We start from the raw sequence: 17,551 nt of genomic DNA, 5'->3' as shown, positions 1-17,551 counted from the left end.
CGTACGCATATTCCAGCGAGGGATTTCCGACCTGCCCTCAGCTGACGGAACTTGCTCCGCCGATGGACTCAATTCGCTTTGTTCGGCGTCCATTTGATCGATTGAAAGACCTCGGTCGTTCCCTCAGGGAGCCTTGTCCGAGGGCGTTTCCGGCGCGGCGGAGGCCGGCGGCGAAGCCGTGGGGGCGCCCGCGGGGGCCGCCACCGGTGCCACACCCGCCGCCGTCGCGCCCCTCGGCCGCGGCGCGTGCCGCAGGGCCTGTTCGCGGGAGTAGGCGTGCAGGTAGCCCACCACCGTGTTCGTCACGGCCACCAGGGGCACCGCCACGATCGCGCCGCCGATGCCGGCCACCATGCCGCCCGCGGCGACCGACAGGACCACCGCCAGCGGGTGGACGCGCACCGCGCGGCCGAGGATGAACGGCTGGAGGATGTGGCCCTCGATCTGCTGCACGGCCAGCACGACCGCCAGGGTCATCACCGCGGTGAACACGCCCTGTGTGACCAGCGCGACCACCACCGCCAGCGCGCCGGAGGCGACCGCGCCGACGAGCGGGATGAAGGAGAACAGGAAGATGAAGACGGCGAGCGGGACGGCCATCGGCACGTCGAGGAAGTAGATGCCGAGGCCGATGAAGATCGCGTCGATCAACGCGACTATCACCGTGCCGCGCACATACGCCGTGAGCGTCGCCCAGGCCCGCGGACCCGCGCCCGCCACGCCCGGCCGGGCCGCGGCCGGGACCAGCTTGAGCGTCCACTCCCAGATGCGCTTGCCGTCGTACAGCAGGAAGAGCGTCGAGAAGAACGCCAGGAGGATGCCGGTCAGCGCCTCGACGACGACGGTGACGCCCTCCAGGCCCGCCGAGGTGATCGAGTCCGTGTTGTCGCCGATGGCGTCCCGCAGGTTCTTGGCGATGCCGTTGATCTGCTTGTCGGTGACGTGGAAGGGGCTGTTGAGCAGCCACCGTCTCAGATCGTCGATGCCGTCCTGGACCTGGCCGGAGAGGTCGTCGATGTTCGCCATGACCTGCCAGGTCACGAACCAGCCCATCAGCCCGATCACGACGAACCCGAGGATCGCCGTCAGCGCGGTGGCCGCTCCGCCGGGCACTCCGGCCCGCTTCAGCCGGGCCACGGTGGGCTGGAGGAGCGCGGTGAGGAGCAGCGCGACCACGAAGGACATGACGACCAGTTGGATCGCGCTGATGGCCTTCATCAGCACCCAGACGGTCCCGGCAAGCACCAGCAGCCGCCAGCCCGCCTCGGCGGCGACCCGGACGCCCCACGGCACGGCCTGGGCGGGGTCGGGGCGCGGTGCGGAGGGCACGAGTTCTTCCGGGTAGGCCTCGGCGGCCGGTTCGGTGGGGTCGGGCGGCGTGGGCTCCGGCTCGGCGGCGCTCTCCCGCCGTTCCCGCTCGACCTCGGCACGCCGTTCGTCGAGCCGCTCACCCATCTCGCTCAGTCCGGCTCCGAGCCGGCCGAGCCACCCTGGAACTCGCGACATGATTCGACCTCTTCCCCCGTCTCTCCCCACCACTCCCCCTGGAGTCGTCGGTCCCGGCCGTACCGACCGTACAGGGCGAAAGCCCCTCCCCCTAGGACGGGGAGGGGCTGCGCGGGGTTGAGCGGGGACGGCGGCTCCGGCTCAGTACGAGCCGTTGGCCAGCCAGTAGTCCCAGGCGTCGCAGGGGCTGCCGTAGCGGTCGTTCATGTAGTTCAGGCCCCATTTGATCTGGGTCGCCGGATTGGTCCGCCAGTCGGCGCCGGCGGACGACATCTTCGAGCCGGGATAGGCCTGCACGAGACCGTAGGCGCCCGACGAGGGGTTGACCGCCTGGTAGTTCCAGGTGGACTCGTGGTCCACGATGTTGCTGAAGCACTGGAACTGGCCGCTGGGCACCATCTGGCGGGCGATGGCCTGGACCTCGGCGACCGTGTACGACGACTGCTGCGGGAAGCTGCCGGCCGACGAGGTCGAGGCGACCTCGGTGGTGGCCTTGGTCTCCGCGGCCTCGGCCGCCTTGTCCTTGGCCTCCTGGACGGCTTTCGCCTTGGCCACGGCGGCCGTCTGCTTCGCCACCGCGTCCTTGGCCGCCTGCTTACGGGCGGACTGCTCCGCCGTCTTCTTGGCGGTGGTGTCCGCGGCGATGGCCTGGACGTCGGCCTGCTGTGTCAGCGAGGCCGTCTGTACCTGGGCCTGCTGCCCTACGGGTAAGTCCGAGAGGAGGGTCGATTCACCGGCCGCCGCCTCGGCGTCGTCGGCGGGCTGGGCCACGCTGCCCTGGGCGACTCCCATGACAGCGCCCACAGTGGTGACCGCGGTGGCCGAAGCCACGGCGAATCCCCGGGCCGATATCCGGCTCACGCGGTTTCCTTCTGTTGTGCCGTCGGGTGGAGAACTGCACGACCAGGGCCGCGTGGGCTCAGTACCAGTGGTTGGCCTGCCAGAAGGACCATGCCTCACAGGGGCTGCCGTACCGGCTGTCCATGTAGTTCAGGCCCCACTTGATCTGGGTGGCCGGGTTGGTCTGCCAGTCGGAGCCGGCGGACGCGTACTTGCCGGCGGGCAGGGCCTGGAAGAGTCCGTAGGCGCCGGAGGATGCGTTCACGGCGTGGTAGTTCCAGCTGGACTCGTGGTCCACGATGTTGCTGAAGCACTGGAACTGGCCGCTGGGCACCATCTGCGCCGCCATCGCCTGGATCTGCGCGATGGAGTAGGAGCTCTGGACCGGGAAGTCGCCCGCGCTGCGGCTGGCCTTGGCCTTGGCCTCCGCGCGGTCCTTGGCCGCCTTCTCGGCGGCCTCCTTCTTCGCGATCGCCGACTTGGCGGCAGCCTTGCGTGCCGATTCCTCGGCGTCCTTCTTCGCGCCCTCGTCCGCGGCGATGGCCTGTACGTTGGCCTGCTGCGTGAGGGACGCCGTCTGTACCTGGGCCTGCTGGCCCACAGGTATGTCGGCGAGGAGGGTCGCGTCGCTGGCCGTCGCTTCTGCGTCGTTGGGCTGCGCGACACTGCCCGAGGCAACGCCGACGACGCTTCCGACAGCGGTGACCGCCGTGGCCGAGGCCACTGCGAATCCCCGGACCGAGATCCGGCTCACACGGTTTTCCTTCCAGCATCGCCCGCTTCGGTGACCCTGGCGGACGCAATCGTGCCCTTGTCGCTGGTCTCCGAACTACGGGGTCACAGGAGACACGGGCCCGGTGGGCAACTCCCGATGAGAGAGCGCCACATGGTGCACGGGCGGCATACGACGGTCGGTATGGAGTTGAAGGTGATGCTCAAGCGGTGCCGTACTGCTGGGGGCACAGATGTGTCGCATGCGGGGCCTGACAGGACTGAGACTTTGCCGTAACCGGACCAGGCAAGGCAATTCCGAGTTGCGTGTGAAAGCTCACACCCGTGGGGACCCCGGGGATTTCGCGAAACCCCCACATACGCCGGCGCCGCCCGACTAGGCTCACAGCCTTTGTCGGACGGCGCCAACCACCGCTTGTCCCCCATCAATTGGGGCGGGTCATTCAGATCTGCCCATCCTCCAGCATTTCGGTCACAAGTGCTGCGATCTGGGACCTCTCGGACCTGTTCAGCGTGACGTGCGCGAAGAGCGGATGGCCCTTCAGTTTCTCGACGACGGCGACCACACCGTCATAGCGCCCGACCCGCAGATTGTCCCTCTGCGCCACATCGTGGGTCAGAACGACCCGGGAATTCGCGCCGATCCGGGACAGAACGGTGAGAAGCACATTCCGTTCGAGCGACTGCGCCTCGTCGACGATCACGAAGGCGTCGTGGAGGGAGCGGCCCCGGATGTGGGTCAGGGGCAGGACCTCCAGCATCCCTCGTGCGGTGACCTCCTCGATGACCTCGCGACTGGTGACCGCGGACAGCGTGTCGAAGACCGCCTGCGCCCAGGGGCCCATCTTGTCGGCCTCGGAACCGGGCAGATAGCCCAGCTCCTGTCCGCCCACCGCGTACAGCGGCCGGAAGACCATCACCTTCTGGTGCTGGCGGCGCTCCAGGACCGCCTCCAGACCCGCGCAGAGCGCGAGCGCGGACTTGCCGGTGCCGGCCCGGCCGCCCATCGACAGGATCCCGACGTCCGGGTCGAGCAGCAGATCGAGCGCGATGCGCTGCTCGGCGCTGCGGCCCTTGATGCCGAAGGCCTCACGGTCGCCGCGCACGAGGCGGACGTTGCCCTCGGCGGTGACCCGGCCCAGGGCCTTGCCCCGCTCCGACTGGATGGTCAGACCGGTGTGCACGGGGAGGTCGGCGGCCTCGGGCACGTGGATGTGCCCTTCCTCGAAGAGGATGTCCACCTGCTCGCCGGACAGGGTCAGTTCGGACATTCCGGTCCAGCCGGAGGAGCCCGTGATGGCGAGTTCGGCGCGGTACTCCTCCGCGAGGAGGCCGACCGACGACGCCTTGATCCTGAGCGGGAGGTCCTTCGACACCACCGTGACGTCGAAACCCTCGGCCTGCAGATTGCGGGCGACCGCGAGGATGCGGGAGTCGTTGTCACCCAGGCGGTAGCCGGAAGGCAGCACGCTGGGGTCCGAGTGGTTGAGCTCGACACGGACGGTGCCGCCGAGTTCCCCGATCGGGATGGGGGCGTCGAGGCGACCGAACTTCACCCGGTAGTCGTCCAGCAGGCGCAGCGCCTGCCGGGCGAAGTAGCCGAGCTCCGGATGGTGCCGCTTGGCCTCCAGCTCCGTGACCACGACGATGGGGAGCACTACTTCGTGCTCGTCGAAGCGGGTCAGGGCGTTCGGGTCGGCCAGCAGGACGCTGGTGTCGAGAACATAGGTGCGCCGGTCTGGCATACGGCGCTTTGTGCTGGTCACCACGGAAGGACGTACCCCCTCGGATGAGGTCGGGGAGCGACGGAGTGGAGCTGGACCGGTCGTCGGCCGCTTCGCACGGGCCGAGAACCGGCCCCCCGCTGCTTCTTCCGTGCCGTGACCGCACGGTCGGGCTGGTGCAAAAGGGCCTCCCGGGCGGACGGCCCCGTGCCGCCCGCTGAGATCCGACACCCGTGGTTCGGGCGTCGACCTGCTTGGCTTATGCCCTCGAACATGCGCCGCCATGCCACGGCATATGACGGCGCGCCGGTGAACTCCTCGTTACTTCCGCCCCGACCGGGGTAAACGGGACGCCCTCGACGGACGCCCCGGGGCTCGTTCCTCAGCCGCCGTAACGGCGGTGGCGGGCCGCGTAGTCGCGCAGGGCGCGCAGGAAGTCCACCTTGCGGAAGGCCGGCCAGAAGACCTCGCAGAAGTAGTACTCCGCATGGGCCGTCTGCCACAGCATGAATCCGGACAACCGCTGCTCGCCGCTGGTACGGATCACCAGGTCGGGGTCGGGCTGGGCGCCGGTGTAGAGGTGGCGGCCGATCAGGTCGACGCTGACGGAGTCGGCGAGGTCCTCCATCGAGGTGCCCTTGTCCGCCGCGTCCACGATCATCGAGCGCACGGCGTCGGCGATCTCCTGGCGGCCGCCGTAGCCGATGGCGACGTTGACCAGTATCCCGTCGACGTGGGAGGTGGACTCCTCGGCGACCTTCAACGCGGTCTGCACATGGGAGGGGAGGATGTCCGGGGTGCCGACGTGGTGGACGCGCCAGCGGCCGTCGGCGGCGAGGGTGCGCACGACGTCCTCGATGATGCCGAGGAGCGGGACGAGTTCGTCGTCGGGGCGGTCGAGGTTGTCCGTCGACAGCAGCCAGAGGGTGACGACCTCGACGTCCGTCTCGGTGCACCAGCCGAGGAACTCCTCGATCTTCTCCGCACCGGCGCGGTGGCCGTGCTCGGTGGTGGAACCCGAGGCCTTCGCCCAGCGTCGGTTGCCGTCCATGATGACGCCGATGTGCTTCGGCACCTGAGCGTGGTCCAGGTGACCTTCCACCCGGCGTGCGTACAGCCTGACCAGAAGGCCGCGCAGCTTGTCGCGCAGGTTCACGTGATTGTCAGCCCCTCCGTACGGTGCGGTCCCCGCGGGGCGCAGCCTACCCCTGCGGGGCCTGGGCCGTTGACGGGGGTGGGAGGCGCGGCCACCGCACGAGCGACTGTGCCGGGGCAAAAAAACGGGCCGGTCCGTGGGGGGGAGACGGACCGGCCCGAGGGGGGGTTTCCACCATAACCCTTCGTAAGTGATGCTGCGTGCATCGGCGCGCCACAACTACTCTCCGGAGTCGCCCGGCGACGCGCCGGTGGTGGCGGAAGGCGTTGTTCATGGGTGGCTCATGGCCGAAACACAACGGATTCCCAGGAGAATGAACCCGCTCACCGAGGGAAGCTGAGGTTTTCGGGCGGCTTGAGGTCCCATCGGTCACACGCCGGCCCGTCCCCCCGACGGGCTACTCCGGCCATGAACGTCCGCTTGACGGGGGCGTCACCGCGCAGCCCCCTCCACTGCGCGGTGACGTCCACGCAGCTTTGCGTACGCGAATTGCCTGAATGAGAACTTACGCGAGGTCGACGAGGGACATGAACCGATCGCGATAACGATGTGGAAACTCTGTGGAGGCGAGGTCGGGCACGCGGGGAAGCGCAGGCGGGAGCGCGGGGAGCCGGAGGGCGGTTCCCGGCCAGTGCCGCGCTACGGGCGGCGGGCCTCGACGAGATGGCGGGTGCTGTGCGCGACGAAGGGGCCGTCGGCCTCGATCTGCTCGTGCAGGGCGCGGAGTTGGGGCCGGTAGGCCTCCACGGTGAAGCCCGGGACCATCCACACCACCTTGCGCAGGAAGTGGACCACGGCGGCGATGTCGTGGAACTCGACACGGAGCCGCTCCGTCCGCAGGCCGACGACCTCCAGCCCCGCCGCCTCCGCCCCGGCGCGCTCGCGCTCGGGATGCCGGGCGCTGTTCACCCCCTCCGGCTGCGGCCCGAGGAAGTACTCGACGAGCTCGAAGACGCTGCGCGGACCGACGTGCTGGGCGAAGTAGGCGCCGCCGGGCCGGAGCACGCGGGCGATCTCGTCCCAGAGGGGCCGCACCGGATGCCTGCTGGCGACCAGGTCGAAGGCGGAGTCCGCGAAAGGCAGCGGGGCGTCCTGCGGGGACGCGACGACCGCGATGCCACGCGGGCGCAGCAGGGCGGTCGCCTTGGCGACGTTCGCCGGCCAGCCCTCGGTCGCGACGGTGAGCCCGGGGGCCTTGGGGGCCGCCCGGCCGAGCGCGAAGTCCAGGACCTCCCCTCCCCCGGTCTGCACGTCGAGCGCGGCGCTCGCGCCCGCCAGCCGTCCGGCCAGCGACATCGCGTACCCCCAGGAGGGCCGCTCCTCGGTGGCCCGTCCCTCGAACCAGGAGAAGTCCCACCCCTCGGTGGGGACGGCGGCGCCTTCGGCGAGGAGGGCCTCGAAGGCGGGGTCCGCGCGGTCGCTGTCGTCACCGGTGTCCCGGCTCTTGTCGTCCATACGGGGATGGTGGCAGAGAGGTCGCGGGGGCGCCGCCGGTTTGCGGCGGCCCGTCACGCGACGGGTCTCGATCAGGCGGAGTGCGGTCGGGATGCTCACGCCGGTGTGCGGAACAGGGGCTTGCTCCCCACTGCGTGATCCGGCTCGCTACGGTGCGAGGGACCGAGAGGGCAGCGACACGGCCGAGGGGAGACGGGGATGGCGCGCTGGCGGGACGGACGGGGCGAACTGGTGGTGGGCGGCGCAGACGAGGCCGGGGGCGCAGGCAGGGATGAAGGCGGGGACGGGGCCGGGGACGGCTTCCGGGTGGTGCCCCTGGAGATCGCCGCCTCCTACCGGGCCCGTACCCGGGGGTTGCTCGGGCGGGACTCGGTGGACGGGGCGATGCTGCTGTCGCCCGCCGGCAGCGTGCACACCTTTCGCATGCGCATGCCGATCGACGTCGCGTATCTGGACCGGCGGCTCCGCGTCATCGCCGTGCACACCATGCGGCCGGGACGGCTGGGCCTGCCCCGGCTGCGGTCCCGCCACGTACTGGAGGCGGCGGCCGGGGCGATGGAGGGGTGGGGGCTGCGGACGGGGGTGCGGGTGGAGGTGAGGGTCAGTTCGTCGTGCGCGGGAACGTGACCTCCACCCGGCGGTTCTTCTTGCGGCCGGCCTCGGTGGAGTTGTCGGAGATGGGGTACTGCTCGCCGTAGCCGCGGACCTCGAAGGTGATGTCCGGGTCGTTCAGGTCGCCCGCGAGTTCCGCCTGGACGGCGTCCGCCCGCTGCTTCGACAGGACGTCGCCGTGCGCGGAGGAGCCCAGATCGTCCGTGAAACCGAAGACCCTGACCACGGTGGTGTTGCTCTGTTTCTTGATCTCCGCGGCGATCGTGGCGATACGGGACTTCGCCTCCGGGCCGAGCTTCGCGCTGTCCTTGCCGAAGAGGACCTCGGCCTGGAGCGCGAACGTCACGTCCGCGTTGGTGTCCTCCCGGCGTTCGTCACCCGACTCGTCCTCGACGACCTGCTTGATGTCGAGCACCTTGGGCTCGGCGAGGGTGCCGCCCTCGGGGAGCTTGAGGTCGGGGTCGTTGGGGTCGACCTCCACCGGGGCGGTGGCGGTGGGTTCGGTGCCGGGGGGAACACTGGGGGTGGTGTCGGCTTCGGCGGCGGGGACCATGCCGACCATCACGAGGGTGGCCGCGGCCACCACCAGAGTGAGACGTGGGGTCATGATCGGCCTCACCCGGAGATCTTGATGACCCCGCTGGGGAACAGCGGGAGTTGGAAGGAGACGTCCGTCGAGCTCGCGGGGGGCGCGGGGAACTGGAGGAAGACGTCGATGGATTCGCCGGCCTTGAGCGTCGAGAAGCCCGTCGTCGTCAGGGGGCGGCCTTCGGTGTCACGGAGGACGTAGTAGCGCTTCTTGCTCTTGGAGTCGACGAGGGTCGCGCCGCCCAGCGAGAGTCCGTTGTTGATGATCTCGGTCTCGTTGCCGCTCAGCGCGGACGGGATCACCGCTTCGGCCCCGCTGTCGTTCTTCAGGGCGCCGTTCACGGTGACGAAGCCGCCTGAATCGCGGACGGCGGACGTGATCTGGAGCAGAAGTCCGCTCGGCCCCTTCAGCTCGGCGATCGGCTCCTCCGACTGCCCCTCCTGCGGGTTCGGCTGCGATCCACCGGTTTGCGAGGCGGACGACGAGCTCTGCGGCTTCTTGTCGTCGTCGCCTCCGCTGCCGCAGGCGGCCGAGCCGACTGCCAGCCCGGTCACGACCGCGAGCGCGACCATCCCCCTGCGGGCTTTCGCAGTGAACCGCATGCTCATCACTCCGCTTCTTTCTGAACTCGTCGATCGCACGTCAGTCGGTGGCCAGGTGGACGTCGAAGAGGTCCTCGGGTCCGGGCAGATCGGTGAGATCGTCCGGGTCCAGCTCCCATTCCTCCCCGCCCTTGCAGGTGAGTATCGGCAGTACGTCGTCCGGAGCGGGCTGGTCCGGCGTGAAAGTGCACAGCGACTCGATCACGGCGGTGGCGGTGGCGTGTGCCTTCCTTGTACTCGTGATGGGGATTACGGAATCCCCTGCCGGCTTGTTCGCCTGCACCCTGACCGTGGTCCGGAGGCCGTCTTTGCAAGCGTCCACACTGGCGTCGTTCTGCGCCGCAAGCTCATAGGCGCGCCAGCACGAGGGCTTCAGTGCCACATCGCCGTCGAAGATCTTCTGCCACTGCGTGGGGTCGAGGACGGCCAGCTCCCACAGGTCGGCAAGCTCGTCCCTGGCCTCCTGGGCCGCCGCCAGCGCCGCCGCGTCGGCGGCGGTCTGCGCGCCGTTGCGGTTCACCGCCGCCTGGCCGACCGCGAAGTAGGCGAACGCGAGAAAGAGCAGGCCCGCCACCACCACGATGTAGATGGGGAAGACCTGCCCTGCGTCGCCGTACGTACGCCTGCGGTGTCGTGTCAGGGAGCCACCTTGGCGATCTGGGCCCTGAGCTTGTCCACGATCGTCTGGCCCAGGTTGGTGTTGGCGATCAGGACCACGATCGCCACCACCACCGCGATGATGCCCAGGTACTCGACGGCGGTCTGTCCCCTGTCGTTGTCGGCGCGGCGTCGTGCGGCCCGCACCGTCGTGTTCGTCCAGCCGCTCACCCGGACCTTGGCCGCGACGGCGGTCTTCAGCAGCAGGTCGCTCATGGCGTTCCTCTCCATCGGTGGCGTGACCGGCAACGTAAGACCGTGCGGCCACCTCGGAGAAGGGTCCCTGGGCCCAATCCCGGGCCCAGTCGGAAGTCCGGCGGGGTGTCCGGCGGGGTGTCCGGATGAGTCTCATGAGGTCACCGCCGTGCCCAGCCACTTGGCCGCGGCCTCGGAGCGGCTGCTGCTGTGCAGTTTGGCGAAGATGCGGTTGATGTGGTTCTTGACCGTCTTCTCGCTGATGAAGCAGGTGGCGGCGATCTGCTGGTTGTTCATGCCCGACGCGATGAGGTCCATGATCTCCGCCTCCCTCGCGCTGAGTTGGAACCCCGCTCTGAATACCGAGGACGACTGTCTCACGATTGGTTGCAACTGCGAAAGCGCTTCCGTAGAAGTCTCGGAAAATAGGGGAGATGGGTCCGCTTCGGCGTGTGCAGTCGCATCGCTTCGCAGGTGTGCCAGTACCGCGGTCGCCGCTGTCGGGGTGAAGTGGGCCCGGCCCCGGGTGACATCGCGCACCGCCGACACCAACTCGTCCACGGTGAACTCCCCGTGGACGAGGTAGCCCCCGGCCCCACCGCGCAGGGCCTGCTGGACGATCTCGGCCTCGTGGCTGTACGTCAGCATCACGACCCGGGTGATCCGCGCCAGGTGCGGAAGGGCCGAGAGGCCGTCCACGCCGGGCATGCGGACGTCCAGCAGGACGACGTCGGGGCGGTGCCGACGGGCCGCCTCGTAGGCCTCGCGGCCGTCGGCCGCCTGGGCGACGACCGTGATGTCCTCCCGGCCGGAGAGCAGGGCGGTCAGGCCCGCGCGGACCACCGGGTTGTCGTCGGCCACGACCACGCGCACGGGGCAGGGCCTGGGCGATGGCGGGAAGAGCGGCTGCTCGGCGCCGGGGCGGTGGGGCGGTCGGTCCGGCATCAGACGACCTCCTCTGTGAGCGCGGCCAGCGGGAGTTCCAGGCGCACCTCGGTGCCCCGGGAGTCGTGGCCGTGGCCGATGCGGATGCGGGCGCCGACGGAGGCGGCCCGCTCGGTCATGCCGACCAGGCCGAAGTGGCCGGTGCGGCGCAGCTGTTCCAGGGTGGCCCCGGGCGGGAGGCCGCGGCCGTCGTCGCGCACGCTCAGGGTGAGGAGCTCGCCGTTCACGGCCGCTCGCACCTCCACATGGGTCGGGGCGGCGTGGCGGTGGGCGTTCTCCATGGCCTCCGAGGTGATCGTGAGGAGCTGTCGGGCCACCGCGGGCGGGACGGGCAGCGTCGCCCGGTCGCCGCAGGCGTGGTAGCTGACCGGGAGGCCCGTCCGGTCCCCGAACACGTCGGCGTGGGCGGCCAGTTCGGGCAGGAGGTCGACGTCCTGCGCCGGGTCCGGCTCCCGGCGGAGGTCGGTGAGGAGTTCACGGGACTCGGCGGCGGCGCGGCGCGCGGCACGGGCGACGAGTTCGGCGTGTTGCCGCACGATGACCGGGTCCATGCCCGGCGAGCCCGCCGAATGGGCCAGGGCGTCCGCGGCGAGGGCCACCCCGTGCAGCGTCTTGGCCACGGAGTCGTGCATCTCGCGGGCCAGCCGCGCGCGTTCGGCGGCGACCGCCTCGGTACCGGCCAGGCGCGCCTTGACGGCGGTCAGGGCCTGGGTGGCCGCGCCGAAGCGGAGCATGAGGTGGCGCAGCGACGAGCCCATGGCTCCGGTGATGACGCAGAGGCCCGGCAGGAGCAGTCTCTCGGCGAGGCTGACGCCGGGCTCCCGCACGAGGGTCGCGTGGACCAGCAGCAGGATCAGCGACTGGAGGGACGCGAAGCAGGCGGCGCCGCGCCAGCCGTAGACGATGCCTGCCAGCAGCGGGGTGCAGACGCTGACGTAGGCGAGCGTGGTGTCGGGTCCCGCCGAGATCAGCAGCAGGGTGCCGAACAGGGTGTCCACGGCCAGCAGGGAGGGGTGACGCAGGAGAAGGGGCCCGAAGCGTTCCCAGTCGCGGAAGAGGACGTAGGACCCCATGAAGGTGACGACCACGGCCGCGCCCACCAGGCGGGTGCCCAGGCCCGGGGCGGCGTTCAGGAGGGCCGCGGGGGTGGCGACCGCGATCATGGCCAGCCGGAACCCGAACACCTGGCGGCACATCGCCTGGAGCGCGTTGACCTGGAGAAGGACGTCTCTCTGCGGCGGCGCCCCGGTCGTCGTCATGGCCGTCATCCCGTCCGCCTACTCGCCCGTGATCGAGGTGAAGTCCGTGCCGGAGCCGAGCAGCATCCCCGCGCCGAGGAGGAGCATCGTCGCCGGGACCATGAACGTGGTGATCATCAAGGTGGCCTTGGGGACCGCGCGGGCCGCCTTGCGGCGGGCGTTCTGCGCGTCCGTGCGGCGCATGTCCTTGGCGATCGAGACGAGCGTGTCGACGATCGGCGCGCCGAGCTCCTCGCCCTGCTGGAGGGCCGTGACGAACATGGCGACCTGCTCGGAGTCGTTGCGGCGGCGCAGCTCCTGGAAGGCCTCGCGGCGGCTCACGCCGAGGTCCATCTGACGCAGCGTGATGCGGATCTCGTCCGCCCAGGGACCCTCGTACCTGGACGCCACCCGGTCGAGGGCCTGCCGGAAGCCGAGCCCCGCGCTCACCACGACGGCGAGGACGTCGAGGAAGTCCGGCAGGGTCCGTTCGATGGCGTCCTTGCGGACCCGGATCGCGGACCAGATGCCGACCTCGGACCAGAACACGCCGAAGGCGAGCATGAGCAGCGCGACGAAGAAGCTGCCCTGGAGCAGCGCGGCGAACGCGCCGAGGGCGCCGATCCCGCCGTAGACCGCGCGCCGGGCCGCGTAGCGGTCGATCGTCAGGCCGCCCGGGTTGCCCGCGAGGTCGATCCTGCGCCGGTATCGGGTGACCTGCTTGGGGCCCATCAGACGCAGGACGGCCGGGGCGTACCGCATGCCCATGCGGTCGACGAGCGAGCCGACGGCGCCGGTGCGCGTCGAGCCGACCTCCAGGGCCAGCGCGAGGTCGCTGGGCAGCTTCACGTCGGCCCGGTACATGCGGATGCCGGCGAACATGCCCCAGACGCTGAGGCCCACGACGAGTGCGAGCAGCAGTTCCATGCCCTGCGCCACCTCCTGCTCAGACGTCGATTCGGGACATGCGGCGGATGAGGACGAAGCCGACGGCGTAGAGGCCGAACGCGATGATCACGCAGGCCTGGCCGACGGCCGAGCCCGTCATGCGGTCCAGCGTTCCGCCCTCGACGCTGTTCATGAGGAACAACGCCCCGACTCCCAGGGCCGGCACCGCGTAGGACGTCATGTTCACCTGGGACAGCTGGGTGCGGACCTCGCGCCGGGTCTCCTTGCGTTCCTCCAGCGTCTCCGTCAGGTTGCGCAGGGCGCCGACGACCTGGCCGCCGGCCCGGTTGGAGAGGACCAGGGTGGTGACGAGGACGACCAGTTCTCGGGAGGGGAGCCGGTCGGCGAGCTCGCCCAGCGCGTCGTCCATGGAGTGGCCCACCGCCAACTGGTTGGCCACCTTGGCGAGTTCCTCGCCCGCCGGGGCTTCCAGCTCCTCCGCCGCCATGCCGATCGCGGTGCGCAGCGCCAGGCCCGCGTGGGTGGCGTTGGCCAGGATGCGGGCCAGTTCGGGGAGTTGATTGATGAACCTCTCGATGCGTTTCTGGCGTTGCCAGTTGAGGAACTGCCAGGCCGCCCAGACGCCCAGGAGGCCGGCGATCGGGCCGAAGAAGGGGGCCAGGGTGGCCTCTCCGACCAGCCACAGGCCGGCCACCGCCGCCAGCATGTAGACGAGGAACTCGCCGGGCGTCACGTCCAGGCCGGTCGCCGCCAGTTTCAGCTCCAGCCTGCGGCCCGTGCCCGTGCGGCGCAGCCGTCGGTCCAGGGTGCGGAATCGGCGCCGGCGGCCGGTCCCGGGGAGCCGGCCGGTGTAGGAAAGGCGTTCCACCAGCTCCGCCCGCTGGGCCCGGCCCCGCGCGTACGCGTGCAGGCCCGCGACGGCCAGGGCGCAGGTCAGGAGGGTTCCGCCGGTGGTGAGGGTGATCAGGGTCTCGAGCTCCATCAGCGTTACCGGGCTTCCCTTGTCGTCAGTTCGTGTGCCGCGTGAGCCACCCCGAACGCCTGCGGGATCGGCTGGCTCGCCATGTACAGGCGGTCCGCGGTGCGGCGTGGGAGGGGGAAGTACTCGAAGACGCCGTGGACGCGGCCGTCGGCGGTCATCGGCCGGGCGTTGAAGCGGGCGATGGTCGCCAGCCGGTACGGTTCGCCGCCGTGGCTGTCGAGGACGGCTATCTCGGTGATGCGGCGGGCGCCGTCGGCGAAGCGGGTGAGCTGGACGACGACGTCCACCGCGCTGTTGATCTGGTCGTGCAGCGCGATGAAGGGGATCTCCACGTCGGACATCGACGCGAGGGTCTGGAGGCGCATCAGGGCGTCCTCCGCGCTGTTGGCGTGGACCGTGGCCAGGGAGCCGTCGTGACCGGTCGACATCGCCTGGAGCATGTCGAGCGACTCGCCGCCCCGGACCTCGCCGACCACGATCCGGTCCGGGCGCATCCGCAGGGAGTTGCGGACCAGGTCGCGGATGGTGATGCGGCCGTTGCCCTCGACGTTCGGGGGCCGGGACTCCAGGCGGATCACATGCGACTGCTGGAGCTGGAGTTCCGCCGAGTCCTCGATGGTGATGATGCGTTCGCCGTCCGGGATCAGGCCCGAGAGCGCGTTCAGCAGCGTCGTCTTGCCGGTGCCCGTCGCGCCCGAGACGATCACGTTGAACTTGGCCTGCACGAGACCCGCCAGCAGGTACAGCATCTGCTCGTCCAGCGAGCCGAAGCCGATCAGTTCGTGGAGGGTGAAGGACCGCGGGAAGCGGCGGATGGTGAGGGTGGGGCCGGTCAGCGACAGCGGGGGGATGATGACGTTGACCCGTTCGCCCGACGGCAGCCGCGCGTCGACCATCGGGTTCGTCTCGTCGACGCGGCGGTTGACGGTGGAGACGATGCGTTCGATCGTCTGCATCAGCTGGTCGTTCGACGCGAAGCGGATGGGGAGTTGTTCGACCCTGCCGCCCCGTTCGACGAAGATCGCGTCGGGTCCGTTCACCATGATCTCGGTGATCGACGCGTCCTCGAGGAGGGGTTCCAGGATGCCGAGGCCCAGTGCCTCGTCGACCACCCGACGGATCAGCTGTGAGCGTTCCGCCGTCGACAGGACCGGGCCCTCGCGGCTGATGATGTGCCCCAGCACCCGCTCCAGCCGTGCCCGGCGCTCGGCGGCGGCCAGCGAGCTCATCTCGGCGAGGTCGATCTCCTCCAGCAGCTTGGCGCGGTAGGAGGTCACCAGATGGCCGTCCTCGCCCCGGCCGCCGTTCTCCTCGGGGGAGGTGATGCGTGCCCGCAGGCTCATGTCGGATGCCCTTCCCTCAGTGGTCGACCGGCATCGTGGCCGTCTTGTGGGCCTGACCGAAGTCCCCGATGCCGGGAATGACGGACGGGATGGTGACGGTGGAGGTGACCCGCACCTCGTCGCCCAGGCCGGCCGCGCTGCAGCTCACGTCCAGCCAACTGCTCACGGCCTGCCGGCAGTCGGCGCCGTAGTCCTCGTCGAGGGACGCGCTGCGGGCCCCGGTACGGGCCGCCGTGCCCGCCTGCTGTGCCGCGTACGCGATCAGGCCGAGCTGTACGGCCGCCAGCGCCACGAGGAGGAGCAGCGGGAGGAAACCGAGGTACTCCAGGGCCACCTGGCCCCGGTCACCGCCACCCCTGCGCCTTCGACCGGACCTCGTGCCGAAAGCCTCGCCGGACCTCGCTCCGGGCATCTCAGTCGCCGTCCTCTTCCTCGACGGCGCCCGCGTGACCGTGCACCGTGAACGGGAAGTCGATGGTGCCGGGGAAGAGGACGGGGACCTTGAGGGAGACGTCCGCCGTCACATAGCCGCTGCCGCCGCAATCGACCACGGCGTTCCCCTTCCACGCGTCTCCGAGCTTGTCCAGGCCCGCCTGCTGGCACGCCGCGAGCCGCTCCCCCGGAGGGGCGGCCGTCCCGGCCCGCACCGCCTCGTCCGCAGCATTCCCCGCGAGCGTGAACGTGTACCCCACGAGGACGAACTGCCACACCACCACCAAGGTCACGATGATCAGCGGTGTCATGCCGAGGAACTCGATGGTGACCTGGCCCCGGTCGCGCGCCCGATGTCCCCACATGGTGTTCACTCCCTCCGCCGCCGGAACCCGGCCGCGCCCCGGTCCGCGCCGCGGGCCCGGCCGCCGGCCCTGCGTACGAGGGCGGTCTCCGGGGCCTTGACCAGCCCCAGTTCCCCCGCGAGCGCCCACAGGGCCTGCCGGACGGTGCCCTTGCCGTCGAGGGCGTGCATCCGGCCGGCGTCGACCGCGGCCTGGAGCTCCCGGAAGTTGGCGGGGACCGTCGTCACGGCGATCGCCGTGCCGGTGATCTTCTGGATGAGCGGGGGCTGGATCTCCGTACTGCGGGTGTGGCGGTTGACGACGACGGTCGTCTCCTCCGCCTTGCGGATCTGGAGCCGGTCCCACATGCGGACGGTGCGTTTGGCGCCGCGGACGGCGACGACGTCGGGGGTGGTGACGAGCAGGGCGCGCTCGGCGAGTTCGACGGCGGCCGCGCCCGCGCCGCTCAGCTGGGCGCCGCAGTCGACGACGACGACCTCGTAGCGGGAGCGCAGCGCGCCGATGATCTGGCGGGCGGCGCGGTCGGTGACCTCCTCGCCGCGTTCGCCCTCGGCGGGGGCGAGGAGGAGGGCTACGCCGCTTTCGTGCCGGAAGACGGCCTCGGCGAGGATGCGGGGCGAGATGTCGGTGATGGCGGCCAGGTCGACGACCGAGCGGCGGAACTGGACGTCCAGGTAGGAGGCGACGTCACCGGACTGCAGGTCGAGGTCGACGAGGGCGGTGGGGCGGCCGGACGCCTGGGCGGCGAGAGCCAGTTGGACGGCCGTGAGGGTGGCGCCCACGCCTCCCTTCGCGCCGCTGACCGTGACGACGGTGCCGCCGACGCCGGTGAACACGTCGGCGCCGTGGCCGAGATGGCGCCGTACGCCGACCGACCACTGGGCGACGGCCTGGACGCGGTTCGCGAGGTCCTCGTAGCTCAGCGGGAGGGTGACCAGGCCTCGGGCGCCGGAGTCCATGGCGGCGGCGAAGAGGCCGGGTCCCACATCGGTGGTGACGAGGATGACGCCGACCGCCGGGAAGCGCAGCGCCACCTCGCGGACCAGCTCCAGCGCCGGTACGGGGCCGATGCGTTCGTGGACGACGACGACCTCGGGCAGTTCGTCGACCGACTCGGCGGCGAGCCGGGCGAGGGTGTCCACCAGCTGGGTGGAGTCGGACACCGGGGCGACCGGTTCGGCGTCCGGGAGCTGGCTGAGCAGGGTGGTGAGGGAACGGACCGCGTCCGCGTCGCCGACGGCCGGGAGGATCCTCGTGGGCATGGGCGGC

The 17,551-nt window shown here is 70.5% G+C and carries 19 protein-coding genes; 1 reads left to right on the top strand and 18 read right to left on the bottom strand.

The window, feature by feature from the left end:
• Positions 1-123: 123 nt before the first annotated feature.
• The 6 genes from ABT070_RS12560 to ABT070_RS12535 form a co-directional block, all read right to left on the bottom strand.
• Positions 124-1,506: an AI-2E family transporter gene (locus ABT070_RS12560; protein ID WP_351758503.1), complete on the bottom strand. Its 1,383-nt coding sequence runs from the start codon at positions 1,504-1,506 to the stop codon at positions 124-126.
• Between the two features lie 141 nt (positions 1,507-1,647).
• A complete protein-coding gene (locus tag ABT070_RS12555; protein WP_351758500.1) occupies positions 1,648-2,367 on the bottom strand; it encodes an aggregation-promoting factor C-terminal-like domain-containing protein in 720 nt (239 codons plus the stop codon).
• Between the two features lie 58 nt (positions 2,368-2,425).
• On the bottom strand, positions 2,426-3,100 hold the full coding sequence (locus ABT070_RS12550) for an aggregation-promoting factor C-terminal-like domain-containing protein (protein WP_351758498.1): 675 nt from the start codon (positions 3,098-3,100) through the stop codon (positions 2,426-2,428).
• A gap of 421 nt (positions 3,101-3,521) precedes the next feature.
• Positions 3,522-4,847, bottom strand: a complete 1,326-nt coding sequence (gene phoH2 / locus ABT070_RS12545; RefSeq protein WP_351758495.1) for an RNA 5'-3' helicase PhoH2 — start codon at positions 4,845-4,847, stop codon at positions 3,522-3,524.
• A gap of 337 nt (positions 4,848-5,184) precedes the next feature.
• Positions 5,185-5,958 (bottom strand): isoprenyl transferase, encoded by a 774-nt coding sequence (locus tag ABT070_RS12540; RefSeq protein WP_351758492.1) that lies wholly within the window; start codon positions 5,956-5,958, stop codon positions 5,185-5,187.
• Between the two features lie 639 nt (positions 5,959-6,597).
• Complete coding sequence (locus ABT070_RS12535; RefSeq protein WP_351758490.1) at positions 6,598-7,413, bottom strand: class I SAM-dependent methyltransferase; 816 nt, start codon at positions 7,411-7,413, stop codon at positions 6,598-6,600.
• Positions 7,414-7,611: 198 nt separating this feature from the next.
• Here ABT070_RS12535 and ABT070_RS12530 point away from each other — a divergent pair, with 198 nt between their 5' ends.
• Complete coding sequence (locus ABT070_RS12530) at positions 7,612-8,040, top strand: DUF192 domain-containing protein (protein ID WP_351758488.1); 429 nt, start codon at positions 7,612-7,614, stop codon at positions 8,038-8,040.
• Here the strand turns inward: ABT070_RS12530 and ABT070_RS12525 are convergent.
• The 12 genes from ABT070_RS12525 to ABT070_RS12470 form a co-directional block, all read right to left on the bottom strand.
• Entirely contained in the window at positions 8,015-8,632 is a 618-nt protein-coding gene (locus ABT070_RS12525; RefSeq protein WP_351758486.1) for an OmpA family protein, read from the bottom strand. The two genes, ABT070_RS12530 and ABT070_RS12525, sit on opposite strands and share 26 nt — an antisense overlap.
• Positions 8,633-8,640: 8 nt before the next feature.
• Positions 8,641-9,222, bottom strand: a complete 582-nt coding sequence (locus tag ABT070_RS12520; RefSeq protein WP_351758483.1) for a hypothetical protein — start codon at positions 9,220-9,222, stop codon at positions 8,641-8,643.
• Positions 9,223-9,256: 34 nt separating this feature from the next.
• A complete protein-coding gene (locus tag ABT070_RS12515; RefSeq protein WP_351758571.1) occupies positions 9,257-9,856 on the bottom strand; it encodes a pilus assembly protein TadG-related protein in 600 nt (199 codons plus the stop codon).
• A complete protein-coding gene (locus ABT070_RS12510) occupies positions 9,853-10,089 on the bottom strand; it encodes a Flp family type IVb pilin (RefSeq protein WP_351758481.1) in 237 nt (78 codons plus the stop codon). The genes ABT070_RS12515 and ABT070_RS12510 overlap by 4 nt, the downstream gene beginning before the upstream one ends.
• A 132-nt stretch (positions 10,090-10,221) precedes the next feature.
• Positions 10,222-11,013, bottom strand: a complete 792-nt coding sequence (locus tag ABT070_RS12505) for a response regulator (RefSeq protein ID WP_351758478.1) — start codon at positions 11,011-11,013, stop codon at positions 10,222-10,224.
• Entirely contained in the window at positions 11,013-12,281 is a 1,269-nt protein-coding gene (locus ABT070_RS12500; protein WP_451100925.1) for a sensor histidine kinase, read from the bottom strand. Before ABT070_RS12500 ends, ABT070_RS12505 begins: the two co-directional genes overlap by 1 nt.
• A gap of 9 nt (positions 12,282-12,290) precedes the next feature.
• Positions 12,291-13,178, bottom strand: coding sequence for a DUF5936 domain-containing protein (locus tag ABT070_RS12495; protein ID WP_351758473.1), 888 nt, complete (start codon positions 13,176-13,178; stop codon positions 12,291-12,293).
• A 19-nt stretch (positions 13,179-13,197) separates the two neighbouring features.
• Positions 13,198-14,142, bottom strand: coding sequence for a type II secretion system F family protein (locus ABT070_RS12490; protein ID WP_351758470.1), 945 nt, complete (start codon positions 14,140-14,142; stop codon positions 13,198-13,200).
• Positions 14,143-14,147: 5 nt separating this feature from the next.
• Positions 14,148-15,485, bottom strand: a complete 1,338-nt coding sequence (locus tag ABT070_RS12485) for a TadA family conjugal transfer-associated ATPase (RefSeq protein WP_351758467.1) — start codon at positions 15,483-15,485, stop codon at positions 14,148-14,150.
• Positions 15,486-15,501: 16 nt separating this feature from the next.
• The gene (locus ABT070_RS12480; protein WP_351758464.1) at positions 15,502-15,819 is read right to left on the bottom strand and encodes a TadE/TadG family type IV pilus assembly protein; all 318 of its coding nucleotides are present in this window, start codon (positions 15,817-15,819) and stop codon (positions 15,502-15,504) included.
• Positions 15,820-15,898: 79 nt separating this feature from the next.
• On the bottom strand, positions 15,899-16,282 hold the full coding sequence (locus ABT070_RS12475; RefSeq protein WP_351758461.1) for a TadE/TadG family type IV pilus assembly protein: 384 nt from the start codon (positions 16,280-16,282) through the stop codon (positions 15,899-15,901).
• Between the two features lie 5 nt (positions 16,283-16,287).
• On the bottom strand, positions 16,288-17,544 hold the full coding sequence (locus tag ABT070_RS12470; RefSeq protein WP_351758458.1) for a CpaE/TadZ family protein: 1,257 nt from the start codon (positions 17,542-17,544) through the stop codon (positions 16,288-16,290).
• Positions 17,545-17,551: the final 7 nt, after the last annotated feature.

Source organism: Streptomyces sp. NPDC002884, assembly GCF_040295245.1.
Lineage (GTDB): Bacteria > Actinomycetota > Actinomycetes > Streptomycetales > Streptomycetaceae > Streptomyces.
Note: the sequence above shows the minus strand (reverse complement) of the source record. Positions and strands in the feature narration are given on the sequence as shown.